This is a genomic window from Salinibacter altiplanensis, from assembly GCF_002894645.1.
In the GTDB taxonomy this organism is placed as follows: domain Bacteria; phylum Bacteroidota; class Rhodothermia; order Rhodothermales; family Salinibacteraceae; genus Salinibacter; species Salinibacter altiplanensis.
Genome location: NZ_NCQY01000020.1, coordinates 363,677 through 382,715 on the forward strand (window position 1 = coordinate 363,677; position 19,039 = coordinate 382,715).

The 19,039-nt window shown below is 64.0% G+C and carries 16 protein-coding genes; 7 read left to right on the forward strand and 9 right to left on the reverse strand.

Features of this window, described 5'->3' with window-relative positions:
- Window positions 1–16: 16 nt before the first annotated feature.
- The 3 genes from B7R93_RS09035 (at window position 17) to B7R93_RS09045 (ending at window position 3,832) form a co-directional block, all read left to right on the forward strand.
- Window positions 17–1,498 (forward strand): FAD-binding domain-containing protein, encoded by a 1,482-nt coding sequence (locus tag B7R93_RS09035; RefSeq protein WP_232798236.1) that lies wholly within the window; start codon window positions 17–19, stop codon window positions 1,496–1,498.
- A gap of 291 nt (window positions 1,499–1,789) precedes the next feature.
- Entirely contained in the window at window positions 1,790–2,737 is a 948-nt protein-coding gene (locus B7R93_RS09040) for an ATP-grasp domain-containing protein (RefSeq protein ID WP_103020438.1), read from the forward strand.
- Window positions 2,738–2,782: 45 nt separating this feature from the next.
- A complete protein-coding gene (locus tag B7R93_RS09045; RefSeq protein ID WP_272482665.1) occupies window positions 2,783–3,832 on the forward strand; it encodes an LLM class flavin-dependent oxidoreductase in 1,050 nt (349 codons plus the stop codon).
- Between the two features lie 9 nt (window positions 3,833–3,841).
- On the opposite strand, the gene B7R93_RS09050 is transcribed toward B7R93_RS09045, so the two are convergent.
- The 3 genes from B7R93_RS09050 to B7R93_RS09060 all read right to left on the reverse strand — a co-directional run bounded on the left by B7R93_RS09050 (window position 3,842) and on the right by B7R93_RS09060 (window position 8,450).
- Window positions 3,842–4,693, reverse strand: coding sequence for a LytR/AlgR family response regulator transcription factor (locus B7R93_RS09050; RefSeq protein WP_103020440.1), 852 nt, complete (start codon window positions 4,691–4,693; stop codon window positions 3,842–3,844).
- Between the two features lie 27 nt (window positions 4,694–4,720).
- Window positions 4,721–5,887 carry a sensor histidine kinase gene (locus B7R93_RS09055; RefSeq protein WP_103020441.1) on the reverse strand — a complete coding sequence of 389 codons (1,167 nt, stop codon included), beginning with the start codon at window positions 5,885–5,887 and terminating at the stop codon, window positions 4,721–4,723.
- 163 nt (window positions 5,888–6,050) lie between these two features.
- Window positions 6,051–8,450 (reverse strand): TonB-dependent receptor domain-containing protein, encoded by a 2,400-nt coding sequence (locus tag B7R93_RS09060; protein WP_232798237.1) that lies wholly within the window; start codon window positions 8,448–8,450, stop codon window positions 6,051–6,053.
- A 388-nt stretch (window positions 8,451–8,838) separates the two neighbouring features.
- Here B7R93_RS09060 and B7R93_RS09065 point away from each other — a divergent pair, with 388 nt between their 5' ends.
- Window positions 8,839–9,978 carry an NHL repeat-containing protein gene (locus tag B7R93_RS09065; RefSeq protein ID WP_157942258.1) on the forward strand — a complete coding sequence of 380 codons (1,140 nt, stop codon included), beginning with the start codon at window positions 8,839–8,841 and terminating at the stop codon, window positions 9,976–9,978.
- Window positions 9,979–9,984: 6 nt separating this feature from the next.
- Here the strand turns inward: B7R93_RS09065 and B7R93_RS09070 are convergent, their stop codons facing one another.
- Window positions 9,985–10,458, reverse strand: coding sequence for a hypothetical protein (locus tag B7R93_RS09070; protein ID WP_103020444.1), 474 nt, complete (start codon window positions 10,456–10,458; stop codon window positions 9,985–9,987).
- Window positions 10,459–11,029: 571 nt separating this feature from the next.
- On the opposite strand from B7R93_RS09070, the gene B7R93_RS15310 reads away from it, so the two are divergent.
- The 3 genes from B7R93_RS15310 (at window position 11,030) to B7R93_RS09085 (ending at window position 14,412) form a co-directional block, all read left to right on the forward strand.
- Window positions 11,030–11,320 (forward strand): hypothetical protein, encoded by a 291-nt coding sequence (locus tag B7R93_RS15310; RefSeq protein WP_198598631.1) that lies wholly within the window; start codon window positions 11,030–11,032, stop codon window positions 11,318–11,320.
- Between the two features lie 227 nt (window positions 11,321–11,547).
- The gene (locus B7R93_RS09080; protein ID WP_232798238.1) at window positions 11,548–12,408 is read left to right on the forward strand and encodes a hypothetical protein; all 861 of its coding nucleotides are present in this window, start codon (window positions 11,548–11,550) and stop codon (window positions 12,406–12,408) included.
- Between the two features lie 450 nt (window positions 12,409–12,858).
- Window positions 12,859–14,412: a MoxR family ATPase gene (locus B7R93_RS09085; protein ID WP_103020446.1), complete on the forward strand. Its 1,554-nt coding sequence runs from the start codon at window positions 12,859–12,861 to the stop codon at window positions 14,410–14,412.
- Window positions 14,413–14,553: 141 nt separating this feature from the next.
- Here B7R93_RS09085 and B7R93_RS09090 read toward each other — a convergent pair whose 3' ends face one another.
- From B7R93_RS09090 to B7R93_RS09110, 5 genes are all read right to left on the reverse strand, one after another.
- Window positions 14,554–15,945 (reverse strand): CPBP family glutamic-type intramembrane protease, encoded by a 1,392-nt coding sequence (locus B7R93_RS09090; protein WP_103020447.1) that lies wholly within the window; start codon window positions 15,943–15,945, stop codon window positions 14,554–14,556.
- Window positions 15,946–16,077: 132 nt separating this feature from the next.
- Window positions 16,078–17,070 (reverse strand): sporulation-delaying protein SdpB family protein, encoded by a 993-nt coding sequence (locus B7R93_RS09095; protein ID WP_103020448.1) that lies wholly within the window; start codon window positions 17,068–17,070, stop codon window positions 16,078–16,080.
- Window positions 17,064–17,666, reverse strand: a complete 603-nt coding sequence (locus tag B7R93_RS09100) for an SdpA family antimicrobial peptide system protein (RefSeq protein ID WP_103020449.1) — start codon at window positions 17,664–17,666, stop codon at window positions 17,064–17,066. Before B7R93_RS09100 ends, B7R93_RS09095 begins: the two co-directional genes overlap by 7 nt.
- 124 nt (window positions 17,667–17,790) lie before the next feature.
- Complete coding sequence (locus B7R93_RS09105) at window positions 17,791–18,435, reverse strand: sporulation delaying protein family toxin (protein WP_103020450.1); 645 nt, start codon at window positions 18,433–18,435, stop codon at window positions 17,791–17,793.
- A gap of 115 nt (window positions 18,436–18,550) precedes the next feature.
- On the reverse strand, window positions 18,551–18,952 hold the full coding sequence (locus tag B7R93_RS09110) for a helix-turn-helix transcriptional regulator (protein ID WP_232798239.1): 402 nt from the start codon (window positions 18,950–18,952) through the stop codon (window positions 18,551–18,553).
- Between the last annotated feature and the right edge of the window lie 87 nt (window positions 18,953–19,039).

Here is a 19,039-nt window from a genome sequence, read left to right on the forward strand (position 1 = left end):
GTCCGTCTTTCTATCCATGCCGTCACGCACGCACGTTGTCTGGTACAAACGGGACCTGCGGGTCGGTGACCATCGTCCTCTTGCGGAGGCCGCCGACCGGGGACCGGTGTTGCCCCTCTACGTGGCGGAGCCGTCCATTGCGGCGGGGGCGGACTACCACCCACGCCACTGGACCCTGATCCGCGAGGCCCTCATCGAACTCCGGGCCCGTCTTGCGAAGCGAGGGCAGCCGCTAGTCGTGCGCTGTGGCGAGATGCCGGACGTCCTCGAATCGCTGCGGGCGGCCGTTGGCCCTCTTCGGCTCTGGGCCCACGAAGAAACCGGCAATCAGCGCACGTTCGCACGGGATCGACGTGTGCGCGACTGGGCCCGCGTCCACGAGGTCCCGTTCACGGAGGTGCCGAGCCGGGGCGTTGTGCGCGGGCCGCACGACCGTGACGAATGGGCCGACCAGTGGGCGTCGTTCATGAATCGGCCGCTCGTGCACCCGCCCGATGCGCTCCAACCGATCGACAACGTAGAGCCCGGGTCCATGCCGTCCCACGCCGACCTGGGCCTCCGGCCGTCGACCGCCGCCCTTCAGCGGATTGGGGAGGCGGAGGCCCACCGGACCCTCGACTCGTTCCTTCGCGAACGGGGGCGCACCTACCGCCGGGCCATGTCGCGCCCGGCCCCCGCGCAGACGGAGTGCTCGCGGATCTCGGTGCACCTGGCCTACGGCACGATTAGCCTGCGGCGGGTGGTCTATGAGCTGCGACGCCGGCAGGAGGAGCTCCAGGGACAGAGGGGCCCGGCCGCCGTGGCACGACGCAAAGGACTGAGCAGCTTCGACAGCCGCCTGCACTGGCACAGCCACTTCACGCAGAAGCTGGAGGACGCTCCCCGGATCGAGAACGAGAGCTACATCCCCGCCTTCGACAATCTTCGCGCCGACGACTGGGACCCGGCGCTCTACGACACATGGCTTCACGGCCGCACGGGCTTTCCCATGGTCGACGCCTGCATGCGCTGCCTCCGCACCACGGGCTGGCTCAACTTCCGCATGCGGGCGATGCTCTGCTCGTTCGCGGCCTACGACTGCTGGCTCGACTGGCGCCGCTTTGCGCCTCCCTACGGCGGCCTCATGGCCGACTACGTGCCGGGGATCCATTACCCGCAGGTGCAGATGCAGTCCGGAACCACCGGCATCAATCGCGTCCGCATCTACAATCCCGTGAAGCAAGGCAGGGAGCAGGACCCCGACGGCACGTTCATTCGGCGCTGGGTCCCGGAGCTGGCCTCCCTTGAGACGACTGCGTATGTCCATGCGCCCTGGAAGATGTCGCCCATCGAGCAGCGCGCCGCCGGGTGTGTGGTGGGCAAGGACTACCCGGAGCGGGTCGTGGACCACAACGACGCCTACCACCACGCCCAGGACGCCATCCACGCACTTCGGCAACGGCCCGAAATCCAGGCGCAGGCCGACACGGTGCTGGAGCAGCACGGAAGTCGGGCCTGAGAAGCGGTCGGCCGGAATGGGGCATCTCCGGAGAGCGAGAAGCTGAAGTCTGTGTAACGGACAGGAACCCAAACAGCCCCCGAAGATAGCTGAAGGTAGTCTTCTCAAATTACCCCTGCCCCAATGCTCACCCGCCTGCACATGTACTGTTGTTGCTGCCCGTCCTCTCGTGTGTGAGCCGCGTGTCGTGTGTGAGCCGCGTGGTCAACGGTCGGCACTGCTGCCTCTGCCCACCGGTTCTGCCGGGGGCTTTTTTAGTTTTGTTCCCTTCGACGAGCCATCGCCCACGTCATGAATGCCTACATCATCTACGAAAACGAAGACTGGATGCCGCCCCTGCGCTCGGCGCTCGACGCGGCGGGGGTGCCCTACGAGGAGTGGTTCGTGAACGACGGGCACTTCGACGTCACCGGCACGCCGCCCGAGGGCGTTTTCCTGAACCGCATGAGCGCCTCCTCCCACACGCGGGGGCACACCCCAGCCGTCGAGCACACGCGCCAGCTGATCGCGTGGCTGGAGCGGCACGGGCGGCGTGTCGTGAACGGATCCCACGCCTTCGAGCTGGAGATCAGCAAGGTGCAGCAGCATGCCGCGCTGGAGCAAGCGGGGCTGCGGACCCCGGCCACACGGGCCGTCGCGGGGGGAGGAGAGGCGCTGCTGGACGCTGCACAGGACATGCCCACGCCGTTCGTCACGAAGCACAATCGGGGCGGAAAGGGACTTGGGGTGCAGCTCTTCCGCACCCACGAGGCGTTCGAGGAGGCGGTGCACGCCGGCGATATTCCCACGCCGCCGGCCCACATCACGCTCCTGCAGCAGTTCATCGAGGCGGCCGAGCCGTTCATCACGCGCTGCGAGTTCGTGGACGGCGAGTTCCTGTACGCCATCACGTCCGACACCAGCGACGGCTTCGAGCTGTGCCCGGCCGACGCCTGCCGCACCGACGCGGACCGCTGCGCCGTGGACGGGGACGATTCCCTCTTCGCCCTCCGCGAGGACGTGCCCGCCGCTCTCATCGACCGCTACAAGACCTTCCTCAACCACGAGCAGATTGACATTGCCGGCATCGAGTTCATCGAGGACGCCGACGGACAGAGCTGGACCTACGACATCAACGGCACCACCAACTACTCGCCCGAGGTCGAAGACGAGCACGACCTGAGTGGCATGGCCGCCGTCGCCGAGTTCCTGAAGCGCGAGCTGGAGGCTGCGGCGACCGGCGAACACGTTCCTTCCTGATCACCTCTTCCAATCCCCAACCTTCTAACCTTCAACCCACCGATGATCGATCTTGGCATCTGGCTTCCCGTCTTCGGCGGCTGGCTCCGCAACGTGGACGACGAGGGCATGCCGCCCACGTTCGCGTACAACCGAAAGGTCGCGCAGGCGGCCGACGCCGCCGGCTTCTCGACGATGCTCATCGCCGAGCTCAACCTGAACGACATCAACGGCCCGTCGCACCCGGCCCTGGAGTGCTGGACCACCGCCTCGGCCCTTGCCCCGGTGACGGACAACATCCGCATCATGGCCGCCATCCGGCCCGGCTTTCGCGAGCCGGCCGTCACCGCCAAGATGGCTTCCAACATCGATCACATCTCCGACGGACGGTTTGAGATCAACCTCGTGTCGGCCTGGTGGGAGGAGGAGATGAAGATGTACGTCGGCGATTGGCTCGACCACAGCGACCGCTACGACCGCTCCGCCGAGTTTGTGCAGATCCTGAAGGGCCTCTGGTCGCAGGAGCGCTTCTCATTCGACGGTGACTTCTACACCATCGAGGACACGATCCTGCAGCCCAAGCCCGTTCAGCCCGGCGGCGTGCCCGTCTATGCGGGGGGCGGCTCCGAGGAGGGGCGCAACATGATCGCCACCCACTGCGACCATTACCTCATGCACGGCGGCACGGTCGACAAGATTGCCGGCGACATCGACGACCTGCGTGAGCGCCGCGCCGAGATGGGCCACGACCCTGACGAGATGAAGTTCGGGATGGCGGCGTACATGATCTGCCGCGAGAGTGAGCAGGAGGCCCGAGAGGAGCTGGACCGCATTACCACGGTCGACCACGAGGCGGAGGGCTTCGACAGCTACGACGACTTCGTGGAGCACTCCGAACTCGACTCGGAGGTGGACCTGAAGGACTACTCCGTCTCCAACCGCGGCCTGCGGCCCGACCTGGTCGGCACGCCGGAGCAGATCGTGGAGAAGCTGAACGCGTACGCCGACGCGGGCCTCGACCTGGTGCTGCTGCAATGCAGTCCCATGCTGGAGGAGGTACAGCGCATTGGCCGAGAGGTCATTCCGCGGCTCAAATCCACGCCGGTGCGGGGATAGCGCTGGGGACTACGGGTTGTCTGCATCGTTGCGTTGAAGCACGTCGACGCCGAGGCGGTCTTGCAGCTCGTCGACCCGGCTGCGGCTCACGCTGACCCGTGTGCCGCCCTTGAGGCGCACGGCGTAGTTGCCCCCGCCCCCCCGCAGGATCATCTCGATCTCGTCGAGCCGGACGATGGCCGACCGGTGCACCCGCACGAACGTGTCGGGGTCGAGGCGGGCGGCGAGGGTCTTCATGCGCTCGCGGATGACGTAGGTGTCCTCGCCGGTGTGCAGCTCCGCGTAGGAGCCGTCGGCGGTGATGTGAGTCAGGTCGTCGACGGGCACGATGCGGGCCTTGCCGCGGCCCTGTACGGCGATCCGTTGCAGGTAGGGCTCGTCGTGGGACTGCTTCTCTTTTGACCGCTCCTCGTTTAGCAGTGACGGGTCTCGCTCCTGCAGCAGGTGCAGGAGCCGCTCGGACACGGCCTCATCCGCCTGGTTGGCGATCTGTTCGCGGGCGCGCCGCAGGGCCTGCTCGAAGCGCTCGTCGTCGAACGGCTTGAGCAGGTAGTCCACCGCCGCCAGGTCGAATGCCTGGATGGCGTACTGGTCGTAGGCGGTCACAAACACGGTGACGGGCATGGCGCCCGTCCCGATCTCCTCGATCACGTCGATCCCGTTCTTGCCGGGCATCTGCACGTCTAGAAAGACGAGGTCGGGGGCCCGTTCCCGAATGGCCTCGACGGCCTCGAGACCGTCCTCGGCCGCGCCGACTACGGTGACCGTCGGGGCGTCTTCCAGAAGCTCATGCAGGCGTTCGCGGGCCAGGGGCTCGTCGTCGACGAGGAGGGCACGGATGGGCGTCGCGTCGGGGGCCATGTCGGAGGGAAACGACGGTGCGACGAGTTAGTCGAGGTCGGAGTCAGGCACGGAGGGAGGGGGGGGAGAGGTTCCTGCGGCGGCATATAGTGAAGCGCGCGTGTGGTACGGCAATTTGAGCACGGCCCGCGTCCCCTTGTCCGGCACCGTCTCCAGGTGGAGCGTCTGGGGCTCGCCGTAGAGCCCTTCCAGCCGGGCCCGGACGTTGCGCAGGCCAAGCCCGTCTTCTTGCGAGGCAGGCAGCCCCGGGCCGTTGTCCGTGACCGTCAGCACGAGCCGATCGTCCTCGCGGCGGCCGCGCACCTCAATGCGCCCCACGCCGCGCACCTGACTGGCCCCGTGCTTGATGGCGTTCTCGACGATGGGCTGCAGGATGAGGTTGGGCACCTGTGCGTCGCGAAGGGACGAGGGCACGTCCACCGCCGTGTCGAGCCGTCCCTGAAAGCGGATGGACTGGATCTCGAAATAGTCGTCGAGAAACTCGAGCTCCTGAGAGAGGGGGACTTCTTGAGGAGCCTCTTCGTCGAGCACGTGGCGCAGGAGCTCACTAAGGCGCGCAATCATGCGCCGCACACCGGCCGGGTCGCGGTCCACGAGCGTGCTCACTGCGTGCAGGGTGTTGAACAGAAAATGTGGATTGAGCTGCATGCGGAGGGCCTCCAGGCGGGCCTCCGTGAGCTGGGATTGGAGGGCCTCGGCGCGCTCTTCTAGGCGTGCGGCCTCCTCCTGCCGCGCCTTTTGCTGGAAGTAGTAGCTCCGGGCAAAGCCAGCCATGAGAATGACGAGATAGACGACCAGCTCGTCGGTGAACCAGAATTGGCTCAGCGACTGGACAAAGGCGATGGACCGCTCCCCCAACGCGGCCTCGACAGCGTCTTCGCTCAGGTCGACCACGACGGACGTGGCAAGCGCGACCGCCAGGTGTAGGCTCGCGTTCCGTGCCACCGTCAGTTGCTTTGTATCGGTCGGTTCTACGACGGGGAGGGCCTTTGCAAACCAAAACACGACCGGGGTGAAGAGGCCCCACAAGGTGTATTCAATCAATTCCCCTGCCATCCGTCCCCAGTGCACCTCGCCAGACACATCGCCGAGAAGGGTTTGCCCCACCGAGAGCAGGGCCACAGTCGCCCAGAACGCGGCGACGAGGCCCCACTCGACCCGGCTCGGCGATGTGAAACCCGAACGGTCACTCATTCTCGAAACGGATCCGTGGGGGAGAGGCGATCGAAGACACCCGATGGGGAACAGACTGGCTCTGTTCCGGGGAGGCATCAGAAAGAAGAAGTGAACGAGGCAGGGCGGACGCGCGCGGCCGCTTCATTGACGTGCGGGCATGTTGCCTGGAGCCGAACAATGCCTACCGGTAGTCCCGGTTGCGTCCTCCCCGGTCGTCGCTCGAGCCCGAGCCGAACGTGTACTGGACGGAGAGCGAGACCTCCCGGGCGCCCCACTGCATGTTCGACTCCTGATACAGGTCCTGATCCCGGTACCACATGTTCATGTTCGTGTCGTTGAGGAGATCGTCGACGCGGAGGGTGAGGCTCCCGTCCCCTCCGAACAGCGCCTGTTGGAGGGCAAGCTCGGTGCTCGTGAAGCGGTCGATCCGGCCCTGCGGGGGAATGTCGCGGGCGGGCCGGTAGAACTGACTAAGCTCCAGCTGCAGGCCGTCCCGCAGCTTGGCGCGGACGCTGCCACGGCCCGAGAACAGGATCGCGTCCTGGCTGAGGTCGGTGGTCACGTTGGAGCCGTCGGTGACCGAGCGGTACAGGTTCCCGCTGATCGTGCCCTCCAGACGGTCGCCGGCATTGAACGTTGTGACCAGCTCTGTGCCGTAGGAGGTGCTGGTCGAGAGGTTCTGCGCCTGGCGGACAATGACCGTCTGCCCGTTGATCTCTTCCTCAAACCGCACCTCTTCGATCTCATTGACGGTGTGCCGGAGGTACGGAGTCACCGAGACCGACCCGATGCCCCAGCGGCGGGTCACGCTCAACTCGAAGGAGTGGATGTACTCTGGGTCGAGCCCGGGATTGCCCCGCTCCCGGAAGGTTGGGTTTTCGTTGTCCTCGATGGGATTAATGTCCCAGAGGTTCGGCCGGTCCACGCGCTTGCTGTACGAGAGACGGGCCTGCTGCTTGGGGGTGGGCTTGTACGTGACGAACGCGCTGGGGTAGACGCTCACGTACGAGCTGTTGGTGACCTCGTCTTCGCTGGAGAGGTCGAAGGTCGTGTTCACCGCCTCGGCCCGCAGTCCAGCCTCCAGCTGGAAGTCGCCGAGGCCCTTGCTCAGCGTGCCGTAGGCGGCGTGGATCTGCTCGTCGAATGTGAAGACGGTCGTCCGGTCTTCGTAGGTCTGATCGCTATCGAGCCGACGCAGGGTGCCCTTGTAGCCGGTCTCCAGGGAGAAGACCCCGAGGGGCCGCGAGTAGTCAATCTCGAGGGAGCCGTCCTGCTCGTCCTCATTCACGATGTCGACCTCCTGGTTGCGCGGAGAGGCGAGGCGCGTTCCATTTTCGATGTCGTAGACGTTGTAGAGGCCGTCCTCGGTCTCGAAGTCCCGGTCGTACCGCACCTGGGCCTCCAGGCTGTGGTCCTCGGAGAAGTCGTGCCCGAAGTCAAGCCGTCCGTCCACGCTCTCGTCGGAGGACGAGTTGTCCAGGATGCGAACGTACCGGTCCGTTCGGGTCGCTGCGGTGGGGGTGCCGCCGGCGTACTCCCAGTAGTCCGTGCGTCCGTTCTCCTCGTCGCGGCGGAGACTAACGCTCGTCTCCAGGCCCAAAGATGTGCCCTCGGCGAAGTTGTAGTCGACCTTAGTCCGGAAGGAGTGGGAGCGGTCCTGTTCTTCCTCGCGCCCGCTCTGGTCGACCCAGGTGTTTGCTTCGTTTTGGGCAAACCGCTCCACAATTCGGGAGTCGGTGTCCTCCTCGCGGTCGCGGCGATGGGAGTAGGTGCCCACGACGCGCCAGCCCCCGGCCTGGACGCCCACGTTTGCCGAGCCGGTGCCGCCGTACCGGTCGTTCGCGTCGCGCTCGCCCCCGAGCGTGAACCCGCCGTTCCATTTCGCCTCGAGGTCGCGGCTGAGCACAATATTGATGATGCCCGACATCCCCTCGGGCTCGTACTTGGCCGAAGGATTTGGAATGACCTCCACGCGCTCCACGGCGTCCGCCGACAGGCTCTCCAGGTAGCTGACGAGGCTTTGACCCTGGAGCGAGGCCGGCTCGCCGTTGATCTGGAGCGAGACGCTTTCGTTGCCGCGGAAGCTGATGCTCCCGTCCATGTCGACGCGGATGGACGGCAGATCTTCGAGCACCGTGCGGGCCGAGCCGCCGGCACTCAGGGCCCGCTCGGACGTGTTGTAGACGTTTCGGTCCGTCTCAATGCGAGCGGCGGGGCGGTCGGCCGTGACCTCCACCTCCTCCTGCTGAGTCGTCTTGGGGGCCAGTTGGATCGTGCCGAGGTCGGCCTCGCCGGCGGCCGGGGCCGGCCGCGTGTCGGGGACACGCCGCGTCGTGTACCCAACAAAACTGATCCGGAGGGTGTACGAGGCAACGGCCACATCCTCAAGGGTGAACCGCCCCTCCGGCCCCGTGACCGTCCCCCGGACGAGCGTCGAGTCGTCCTCGGTTTCGTTCCACAGTGCGACGGTCGCGTTTTCAAGGGGCGCCTCCGCCTCCGCGTCCAGTACCCGGCCAGAAAGGGTCCCGGTCGGCGCGTTTTGGGCCAGGGCTGGCACCCAGGAGGCGAGGCCGAGGAGCATGACTGTGCCTCCGATTGCTCCAATGCATCGGGACCAAGAGCACCAGGAACGAGTCGTGGGCATGCGGGGCGGCACGGCGAGTCCGTGGGCAGTTCATCGAGTCAATGCAGTATGTGCGATGGAGAGCCGAGTCGGAGGATTCGGCCCGTTCTACGAAGTGCACATGGACGCTACGGCCTGCACCGCCCGAGTGGGCTGATGAATGAGCTGCACGAACGGGCCGATGAACTGCATATTCTGAGGAACCAGGAGGCTCCCATGCAGGCGGAGCGAAAATCCTGTGTGTCGGCTGCACCGGCGAAACGAGCGGTGGTGCACGCGTTCAACCCGGCCAGGCTGTACAGTGCCCAGTCTTCACGGTAAACCCGTTTCTAATCTTCCTCTTCTCATGAACCCTGCCGCCCTTGGTCGGGGGCTTTTGGTCGTTGTGGTCGGCGGCATGCTCCTTCCGGGCTGCCTGCCGTACAGCTGTCAGCCTCAGCCCAGTGAGGCCCTGTACCCAAGCGACTCGCTCTCGCGACGGGTGGTGAAGGACACGCCGGCGGACACCCTGGAACGGCGTTGGCAGACCACCGGAACAGAGGGCCATGCCCTCGCCCATCCGCGAACGGTTCGGTTTGTGGAAGACGGGGGGCTGGCCGTGAGCGACGTAGAGCGCAACAGCCTGCTTCGTTTTGCCTCCGACGGGGCCCTCATGCGTGAGGTGGCGGACGAAGGGTTTCGTACACCGTACCTAATTGGGACGCGCGAAGACACGCTGGTCGTCTTCAACGCCGAGTCGAACCGACTCGACTACGTCGTCGATGGCCGACGCTCAGTCGAGCGATCGGTGTCGTACGAGCGCCCCGCCCCGGAGACCCTCGTCTACATGCTGGCGACCGATACGACGACGTACGCGAAGGTTGTAGGACAGAACACAAACTCGTTCGTGGCCCGGCTCGGGGCCGATGCACAGCCGACGGCCCGTGCGCCGCTGCGGGGGCCGCACTGGCGGTACGCTGGGTTTCTCCGGGCGTGGGGAGACACGCTGGTGAGCCTGTCGGGCTTTCGGCCCACAGTGGACCTGCTCCGGCGAGGCTTTCGGGATGAGGCGACGCCCGACAGCCTCGCGCTGGTGGGGTTCGACTCGCCGATGCTAGAGCGCCGCTACGCCTTCGGGCAGGGCGACGCCACGGAGGCCCCGCTCCTGAGCCCTGCCGCGGCGCCGGTCGGCGATACGCTCTTCGTGCTCAACCTGCGCCCCGGCTGGGTCCAGATCGACGCCTACGACCGGCGCGGGCGCCTGCAGCGTCGCCTCGTGGAGCGAAACGAGGAGACCAATCCCAACTTCTATCCGCTCGACCTCGATGCGCGCCGCACGGAGGACGGCTACGCCTTCGCCGTCACACTCCGGTCGCCAAAGCCTCGCCTGAAGGTGCTGGAGTGGCGACCGAAGCCTCCCGGCCCCACGGACCACGGACAGTCTCCACCGGGCACTTCGGGACCGGGAACTGCAGGCGCTGTCCCGCCGCGCTCTCCGGAGAAGTAGTACCAATCAGAAGTAGTACCGAAGCCCGAGGCCGCCGCCGATGTCGGGCTCCGTCTCGCGGACAAGCTCGAACCGGGGGGTGGCCTGGATGTAAACCTCAAACTGCTCGGCCAAGAGGATGTCGAGTCCGACTGTGCCGCTGATGCCCAGGCCTGCCTCCGACCCCCCATCGTCGTAGATGCCGACGTACGCGCCGGGGCCGACGAACCAGTGCACCGGCTGCTCCACGTTTTCGATGGCGAGAGGTCGTTCGAAGAGGGCGTGGGCGTTCAAGAAGAGAAAGTCGTCGAAGCTCCAGGCCGCGAGGACGTCGTAGGAGGGGCCGTCGGCGTTGTAGATTTTGAGCGTCACGCCCGACGGCTCGCCGGCCTGAACTCCGAGCCCGGCGGCACCAGGGGTCCGCTGGGCCTGTGCCGGCAGCGCGCCCACGCACAATCCAATGAGCAGAGCACCGAGAATCGCACGGGAGGAGGAGTTCATGAGGGGAAGTGGGGGAATGAAGCAGGTGGAGGGGAGAGGCGAGCAGGCCGGCTTGGTCTCGTCGTTTGTGCCTGAAATGATGGCAAAACCTCGGGACGTCACGGCGGTCGAGGGGAGAAGGATCCTTGGGCCGTGGATCTCGACCGAACGTTCATCTCCTGCGACTGAAGAATCTCCTTGAAGAGCGCGGAATCTGCAGAAAGAGGCACGTCGTCCCGGGTCTTGTCTCCGCTGACGCCAAAGAGGTCCTTCGACGTTGCTCCGCTCAGGATGACCTCTGCTCAGAATTTTTGTCGTGTAGTGTGGAAACGAATTCCACTTCTCTTAGAACCTTATATGTTGATTTTGGATCGGATTGGGAGAGCGAGAATCGATGGGCCGAAAAGCGGGTCATGGTCGGGGCTACCGCCTGAGACCGGAGGCGATTTGCAGGCCCTCACTGCGGCTCGGAGCCCCGAGACAGAAATTGAAACAGGTTCTTGGGCATCCTGGAGCCGTGCGGATCCATCGAGCGAGCACGACGCGTCTGCAATGGGGCGGCCTGCTTCGCGTTCTCGAGGTTCTGGCTCTTGTGCCCGTCAACGCAGGGCTCTTCGGGCGGCCGGTCGCAGATCCGGAGGAGGGCGGCGCCTCCCATGCGCACGAGATTCGTCACTGTGGTCCTGACCGGCGTGTCGATCCTGCTCTCCGCGGTGCGTGGTCGTCAGCATCAGGCGCGGCGGGTGAGGAGGTGGCCGACGCCATGGGCCACCGCGCCCCGAGCTGCATCTCGCCCCTCTTCCGCGAGACCATCGGCTGCTTGCTCACCAAGTGCGGCGAGCAGGAGTCCGAGGCATTCGAGAAAATGGACATCGGTTCCTGAAAGACCGGACACGGCCGAACTCTACGGAGAAGTGACCGGTGTTTCAGGTCGACGCCGAACATCTATGAGCGTGCATCGCGGCACAGTCGTTACTCAAGATCCTGTGCCGTGCGACTATAACACTGCGGTCCCGTCTTCTCATAGATTCCAAAGGATCCATGTCATGTTCGTTGTCTCTCGGCACGACTGTACGGTTCACTCGGGGCGCACTGGGCAGGTGGGCCGTTGTGGGATTATTGCTCGTTCTCGGTGCCCTCGGCTCTTCCGTCCATGCTCAGGCGCCGGATACGTCCCAGGGACCGGTGTACAGGGTCGAGACGGCCGACGGGCAGGTCCTCCGGGGCACGTTGGTGTCCGAGACCGATGGGGAGGTGGTCCTCGACGTGCGGCAGCTCGGAGAAGTGACGATCCAGCGGACGAACATCGAGCGCCTGGAAGAGCTCGATCCCGGTCGTTTGCGGGACGGAGAGTACTGGTTTCAGAACCCGCAGTCGACCCGCTACTTCTTTGCCCCGAATGCCCTTGAGATTCCAAAGGGAGAAGGGTACTACCAGAACACCTGGATTCTCTTCAACAATGTCAACTACGGCGCTACCGACCATTTTTCGGTGGGGGCCGGGACGATCCCGATCTTTCTGTTCGGCGCAGAGGCCCTACCGATCTGGTTCCTTCCCAAAGTGTCTATCCCGATGCCTCGCGACGACGTTCACCTCGCAGGTGGGGCTGTGTTCGGCGGGGTCTTGGGGGCCAGGGATAGTGAAGGGGCTGGCCTTGTCTACGGATCCGCCACGGTGGGGGGGCGAGACCACAATGTCACCGTAGGGCTCGGCTACGGCTATACGGACGGTGGATTTGGGGACCGACCCGCGATTAACGTGAGTGGCATGACGCGTGTAGGGCGAACGACCTATCTCATTACCGAAAACTACTTCTTCCCGGGCGTGGACGACGCCAATCTCGTCTCGTTTGGCGTTCGATGGGCCCCTGAGAATTTTGCGGTGGACGTTGCCCTGGCACGGCCGCTAGAAACCGAGGGGGACTTCATCGGGCTTCCCTGGCTGGGCGTAACCATTCCGTTCGGGCAGTAAAGTGGCGCCCGACCCGTGCCGGGGGAAGGATCCTCGCTTGTCCGAACACTGACTCTGAAAGACCGGCCCTGAACGCCCTCTCGGGGGCCATGTCCGGTTTTCCGAGCCCCAATTAAGTCTCAGCGGGTGCGGTTTGCGGAGGCGGGTGCGGCGGGCCGCAGTCCCCTGCATTCGTCCACGCATCACAGAGGCCCTTTCGCCACGTGACACGCACGTGCAGCGGTCACGCGACGGCCAGGGGCCCGCTCCTTCTGGCCCGGCCACGTGGACCTCGCCGATCGGCTCGATCGGGCGCTCTCGTCCGGGCTGGGGACCGCCGTCCACTCGTTACAGGATTGGGGAGGAATACGCGGCTCATCCGGCGCATGAGAGGAACAGCAGAGGGGGGGCTGTGGTGCCATTCTCGTCTTAGTTTGGTCGTTGCCTTTCCCCACGAACCGTTGTTTCTCCATGGCCCTCACCGATCGCACGACGCTTGGCGAACTTAAAGAGGCCGACTACCAGGTCCGCTCTGTCAAGGATGAGATGCGGGCCAATCTGATGCAGAAGCTTCGGGCCGGCGAAGAGGTCTTTCCTGGCATTCTGGGCTACGACGAGACCGTCATCCCGCGGATCCAGAACGCCATCCTTGCGAAGCACGACCTCATCCTGCTGGGGCTGCGCGGGCAGGCCAAGAGTCGCCTCATTCGCCTGTTGCCGCGGCTTCTGGACGATCACATCCCCGTGATTGCGGACACGCCCCTCAATGAGAATCCCTTCAACCCAATTACGAAGCAGGGGCGTGAGGTCGTCGACGAGCATGGGGACGATACGCCGATCGAGTGGCTGCCCCGAGAGGCGCGCTACGGCGAGAAGCTGGCGACCCCGGACACCACGATTGCCGACCTCATCGGCGACATCGACCCCATCAAGGCCGCCAACGAGCGGCTCACCTACGCCGACGAGGAGGTCATCCACTTCGGCATCGTCCCGCGCACCAACCGCGGTATCTTCGCGATCAACGAGCTGCCGGACCTGCAGCCGCGCATTCAGGTGGGTCTCTTCAACATCATGGAGGAGCAGGACATCCAGATCCGCGGGTTCAACGTGCGCTTCCCGCTCGACGTCATGATGGTTTTCTCCGCCAACCCGGAGGACTACACAAGCCGCGGCAACCTGGTGACGCCGCTGAAGGACCGGATCGACAGCCAGATTACCACCCACTACCCGAAGACGATCGAGACGGGAATGACGATCACCGAGCAGGAGGCGTGGCAGGATCGTGCCGACGGCGAGGCGGCGGTGGACGTCCACATCCCGCGCTTCTTCCGCGAAATTGTGGAGCAGGTGGCATTTGAGGCCCGGGGGAGCGAGTACATCGACCAGACCTCTGGCGTCTCGGTCCGCGTGACGCGGGCGGCATTGGAAGCGCTCATCTCCGCGGCCGAACGGCGGGCGCTCCTGAATGGCGAAGACGAGACCACCGTTCGCGTTAGCGACCTGATGCACGTGGCCCCGGCCATCACCGGCAAGGTGGAGCTCGTCTACGAAGGGGAGCAGGAGGGGGCCGAGAGCGTGGCGCTCTCCCTCATCGGACAGGCCATCCGGGCACTCTTCAATCAGTACTTTCCCGACCCAAGCGACAAGGAGGAAGGGCGGCCCGAGTACGAGGCTGTACTCGGCTGGTTCTCGGAGGGGAACACCGTCGAGATCGATCAGGACATGAGCAACCAGGCCTACGCCGACACGCTTGGGCAGATCGATGGCCTGCAGGCGCTCGTGGAGGAGCACCTGTCCCCGGACGCCGAGGGCGAGACGCGGGTGGGAATGGAGTTTGTCGTCGAGGCCCTGCACCAGCACTCCCTCGTCGGCAAGGAAATCGGCGATGGGGGGCAGACCTACGACGACATCATGGGCTCGATGCTCTCCTCCATCGGCGATGGCGGCATGCCGGACGACGACTTCGACGAGGGCGACTTCGGGGACGACGATGACGACGACGACCCGCTCAGCCGGTACCGGTAGCGTTGGAACGATGGCACGTTGAAGGCTGAGATTTGCGACGGCTCGCGCCAGGGAGCGTCTCGGAGTTGCGGTGTATGGGAGCCGCCCATTAACACATTCCCGATGTCGCGAAGAGCTACCGGTCGCGTAGGTCCTCCACCTTCACGCGGAACTCTCCATCGGTAAAGCGAAGGGTGTCGGGCCGGCGGCGGGGCGGCTCACCGGGTTCGTCCACTCGGTCGGGAAGTAGGTGGAGACTAAAGCATCTCCATCGCTCACATGGAAGCTGGCACCTGAGGTTCGGAATCGACCCTCTTCCAATTTGCGCTTGATTTCAACCGTTGAGTACTCGCCGGTTCCCTGAAACGGTGTATGAAAAGATAGACTTTCCCTGTAGAGTCCAGGATAGTACATTGAATCGGTGAAGAGGGCGAGCCAGTCAAATCTTCCCTGTTTAGAGAAGGCAGCATCCGGCTTGCCACTCCATATCTCCTCCCCGTTGAGCGTGGTCCGGAAGAAGGTGCTGTCGGCCTGAGTCTTTGGTTTTTCGTCGCTTCCCACGAGGCCGCAACTCCCGAGCAGCACCGTGGCGGCCAGTCCCGCAAGAAAGAGGCTGTACAGAGCGTCGTGCATGGCTGAACTGGATGCTGTGAGAAAAGAGATCCGCCCGTTTCGGTGGGCCCACACCCCTGCGTTCAGCAGCAGAAGGACGACTATTCCAGCAGCGCCCATGGGCGCTGCGACGAGATTGCTCCCCCCCTCGATCATGATGCTCAACTGGCCAGCTGCGGCATTGAACGTGCCGTGGAACAGGCCCGGAGCAAGCACCGTTCTCGCCTGCGCGTGAAGATGGGCCAGAACCGGCGACATCAGGAGTGTCAGAAGCGTCATCATCACGATCCCGAGGTAGGGATGATCGGGGAAGTTGTAGCCGTAGTACACGGCCGGGGCGTGCCAGACACCCCAGACGACGCCCACGACGCCGGACGCTGTCCAGAACCCGAGTCCCTCCAGTCGGCGATGCAGAAAGCCTCGCCATCCGATCTCTTCGCCGAGCGCAAAGACGAGATTCAGTGTGGCGCCAGCCCCTAGCACCTGTACGAACGAGACAGCCAGAAATACGGACGGGCGCCCCAGCCACGAGTCCTGAAGCGCCTCGTTTTCCGCCCGCAGGCTTTCCATACGCTCCGGCGAGACCTCTCCCCTCAGGCTTTTAACGAGACCCGACAGGTCCGTAGTGAAGGTCGCCTCAGTCGTGCTCACCCCGATGAGGACGGCGAGTGCACATACGAGAACGGGGATGATCCAGGCGACGAGCAACCACGGACTCAGCGAGATGGAGGGGACTAGGTCGCGAATCGTTTCTCCTTCCTTCGCGAGGAGAACCCCTCCGGCGACGAGGCCTGGAAGAAGCATGCTGGCGCTGAGAATCGCGATGAACTCGATGCTCAGTGGTTCGGGCCGGAGACCGAAGAGCAGTCCTCCCATCACCCCCCATGTGAGAAGAAGAACGCTGAAGATGAACGTACGGACAGCAGAAAAGGTCTTCTGCATGCGGTGCGGGCTATTGGTTCAAAACGAGTCTGGAGGGTCATTGTCCTTCCGGTTCGACGTCGCGGCAATCCGCCCGGGTCAACACGTTGGAGTGCGCGGACGGGGACGCGAGCGGCGGCAAGGCGAGGAATCCTAAGCGGTCTTCGACACCTCCGGCAGATCGAGCTCCTCCGTTTCTTCGGTCCGGATGGCCGACCGGATCCACTCGACGACCGCCTGTACCTCCGGCAAATCGAACGGCACGTAAATCGGGCGGAGGAAGAGAACGAGAGCCCCCAGCATTGCAAACATGAAGGTGATGAGGCCGTGGAAGACCGCGATTGCAGTGTGGAACAGGACGCCGGCAACCAGCAGTTTTCCCCACCAGTGCTTTGCCATGACTAGCCCGGTAAACAGCGTCAGTTCGAACAGGATCACGCTCCACGTCAGGAGGGACACGATGACCCCGTTGGAGACCAGGGGCATAACGACTGGCTCCAGCCAGATGGGCGCCCCGAAGGACGGGTGGGTAAACCAGTAGTAGAGGACCGTGCCGTTGGCCCACTCGTCGACGGCCATCTTCCCGATGGCGGCGTGGAGATAAATGCCAGCGACCTGAAGCCGGATGACAATCCAGGCACTCATCGCCAAGAAGCGCTTCGACATCTCCCACGTCGACGCCCCCATCTCCTCAGTCGACCGCGTCGACCAGTGCCACTTCCGAGCGTCGGTCAGGGTAATCGGGAGAAGGAGGAATGTAAGGACGGCCGTAATCTGCTCACCGCCGTCCACCAGGATCGACGACGTCATGAAGCTGAACGACACCCACCAGTGTAGAACTCCGGTGACGCGGGGACGCCAGCCGGAGGCGACGACCAGCAGAATGACGACGGCGGCGATGCGCCCGATCCACAGCTCGTCGCCGGGTACTTGGCAGAATAGGGACGCGCTCCCAAGCCCGTCGCACGGCGGCATCTTGTCGATGCCGACTGCCTCCCGGAACAGGCCCGCCGAGGAGTTAAACAGAAACGTGAGCAGCGTACCGACGGCGAGTAAGGTTCGGGCTAGACCGTAAGCATTGGTCCAAGGGTCTGCACTTGCGAAGTTACGAAAGTGAGTTCCGAGGCGTTCTACCATTGCTAACATTGGATGTCTAGTTTCAACGCTTGACCCGGCATGTGAATGTCTAGTCGCGATTCGTTCCACGCCCACGGAACGGGCGGGCGGCGAACGAACCCAACTGTGCCGCAGAAGGTGGGAAGCGGCGATGGATTCTCGACGGTAGGGACATGCGAGATGCTCTTGAGGCACGACCGTGCTGACGCCTTGCACTTCGTCCACGCCGAGTCGGGAGCCTGCTCGATGAGGCGGGCCGCCTCGATGCCCTGTCCCCGTCCTCGGCGACTAAGGCCGAAGAGGTTTTCCGGAGAAGCATTTGCACCGAGCCTCGCGCTCTGCCAGGTCCCGTCGCGCTTTTCGTAGAACCGGGAGGAGGGCTCGCGCGGATTGCGCGTGAAGAACGCCCATCCCTCCGGTATCACCGTCCTCATATCCACGACATCGGAGTACGGAAGGTCGATTGGGTTGTAGGGCATCGACGCCTGGAGGATGTAGGCCCCGAACGTTCCCCAGAGGAACAGGATCACGAGTCCAATCGCGACAGCGGCCGTGTTGGATACGTTCCTCACGACGGCAGGCTCTACGTCGTTTTGCTCCTCGAGGGTGGTTCTCTTCTGCATCATGGGTTCACGGGATGAGCTCAGGTTCAGTCGTGGACGCGCTGCGGAAGGTGGCCGTCCAGGGCGACACGGTGCGATTCGGCACCGTGCCACCAGGGTAAGGCCACAGGTTTTCACAGGGTGCGCCTCAGGCCGCTGGCCTGTGCAGACGCGCCGCAATCTCGTCGACGAACTCTTCGACGCGGAGCGAAGAATCGGTCGACTTGCTTATCTCCGCAACGTAGAACGCGAGAGCCACCACGACAGCTGCCACGGCTGCAAAGACGACGACAGCACACGTCCCCTCTCCAGCAGACTTTGCCGGATTAGCTACAGCCTTCTCCGGGTTTATCCCGGTAATGTCCTCGATCGCATTCAGCGTGAGGGTCGAAGACCTGTCAAGCGCCTTTCGAATCTGCAGGTGGTCCCCACTCTGAATCGCCTGCCTGAACTCACCGAAGAATTGCGGACGCTCTTCCCCGATCCAGTTCAGAATCTTGGTCTCCAGTTCTTCGGCCTCGGCCTGCTGCTCCGTCGTCATCTTCGACAGCTGCTGGGTCACTGACGGGTTCTTCCAGATCTCCGGGTATTTCTTCGCCACCGGACCTTCGGCGAAGAACAGCCCCTTGAAGATCGTCTTGCCGCTATAGGCCTGCGTAGTCGGCTGCTGAGGCGTCTTCTCCTTGACACTTATGCCGCTGGAGTCGCAGGCCGTGATGCTCAGCGCCATCACGCAGAATATCAGAGGCACGGTGAGCCAGCGCAGCGCCGACATTCGAACGAAGTTGATCATTGTTTCCGTTGCTTGGTTGAATGAGAGTATAACGAGACACTTAATAAAAAGATATGGTCGTCGCGGAGCTGTGCCGTAGACGATTTGCCTGGACAATGACGATGGACAATTCTCCTCACACCGATCCGACGCGCTCTCGAAACCCCTGCGGCGACCGCCCGGTCACGCGCTTGAAGACCCGGGCAAAGGTGCGGTAGTGCTCGTACCCGACATGGAAGGCAATGTCAGCGATAAGCAACTCATTGTATCGAAGGAGAGACTTGGCCGCCTCCACCCGGCGTCGGCGGATATAGCAAGCGGGCGTGCAGCCGTGGTGGCGCCGGAAGCGGGCGGAGAACGTGGTACTGGTGAGGCTAAGGTCTTCCCGGATGTCCGTTACGGTAAGCGCAGGATCGAACAGGCTCCCGTGGGTCCGGGCTGTTGCCAGCCGAACGGAGTCCGGCGCCTCATCGCTGACCGAGAGGCCCTCTCGGAAGGCCGCCAGTTCGTCCTCAATAAGCGCGACTCGCTCTGCCACATCCATTCACTTGTGGAGTACGATTCGACAAGGAAATAGGTGCCAATCCAAGAATATGTAGGTTTTATGTAGTCCAAAAAAAAAAAA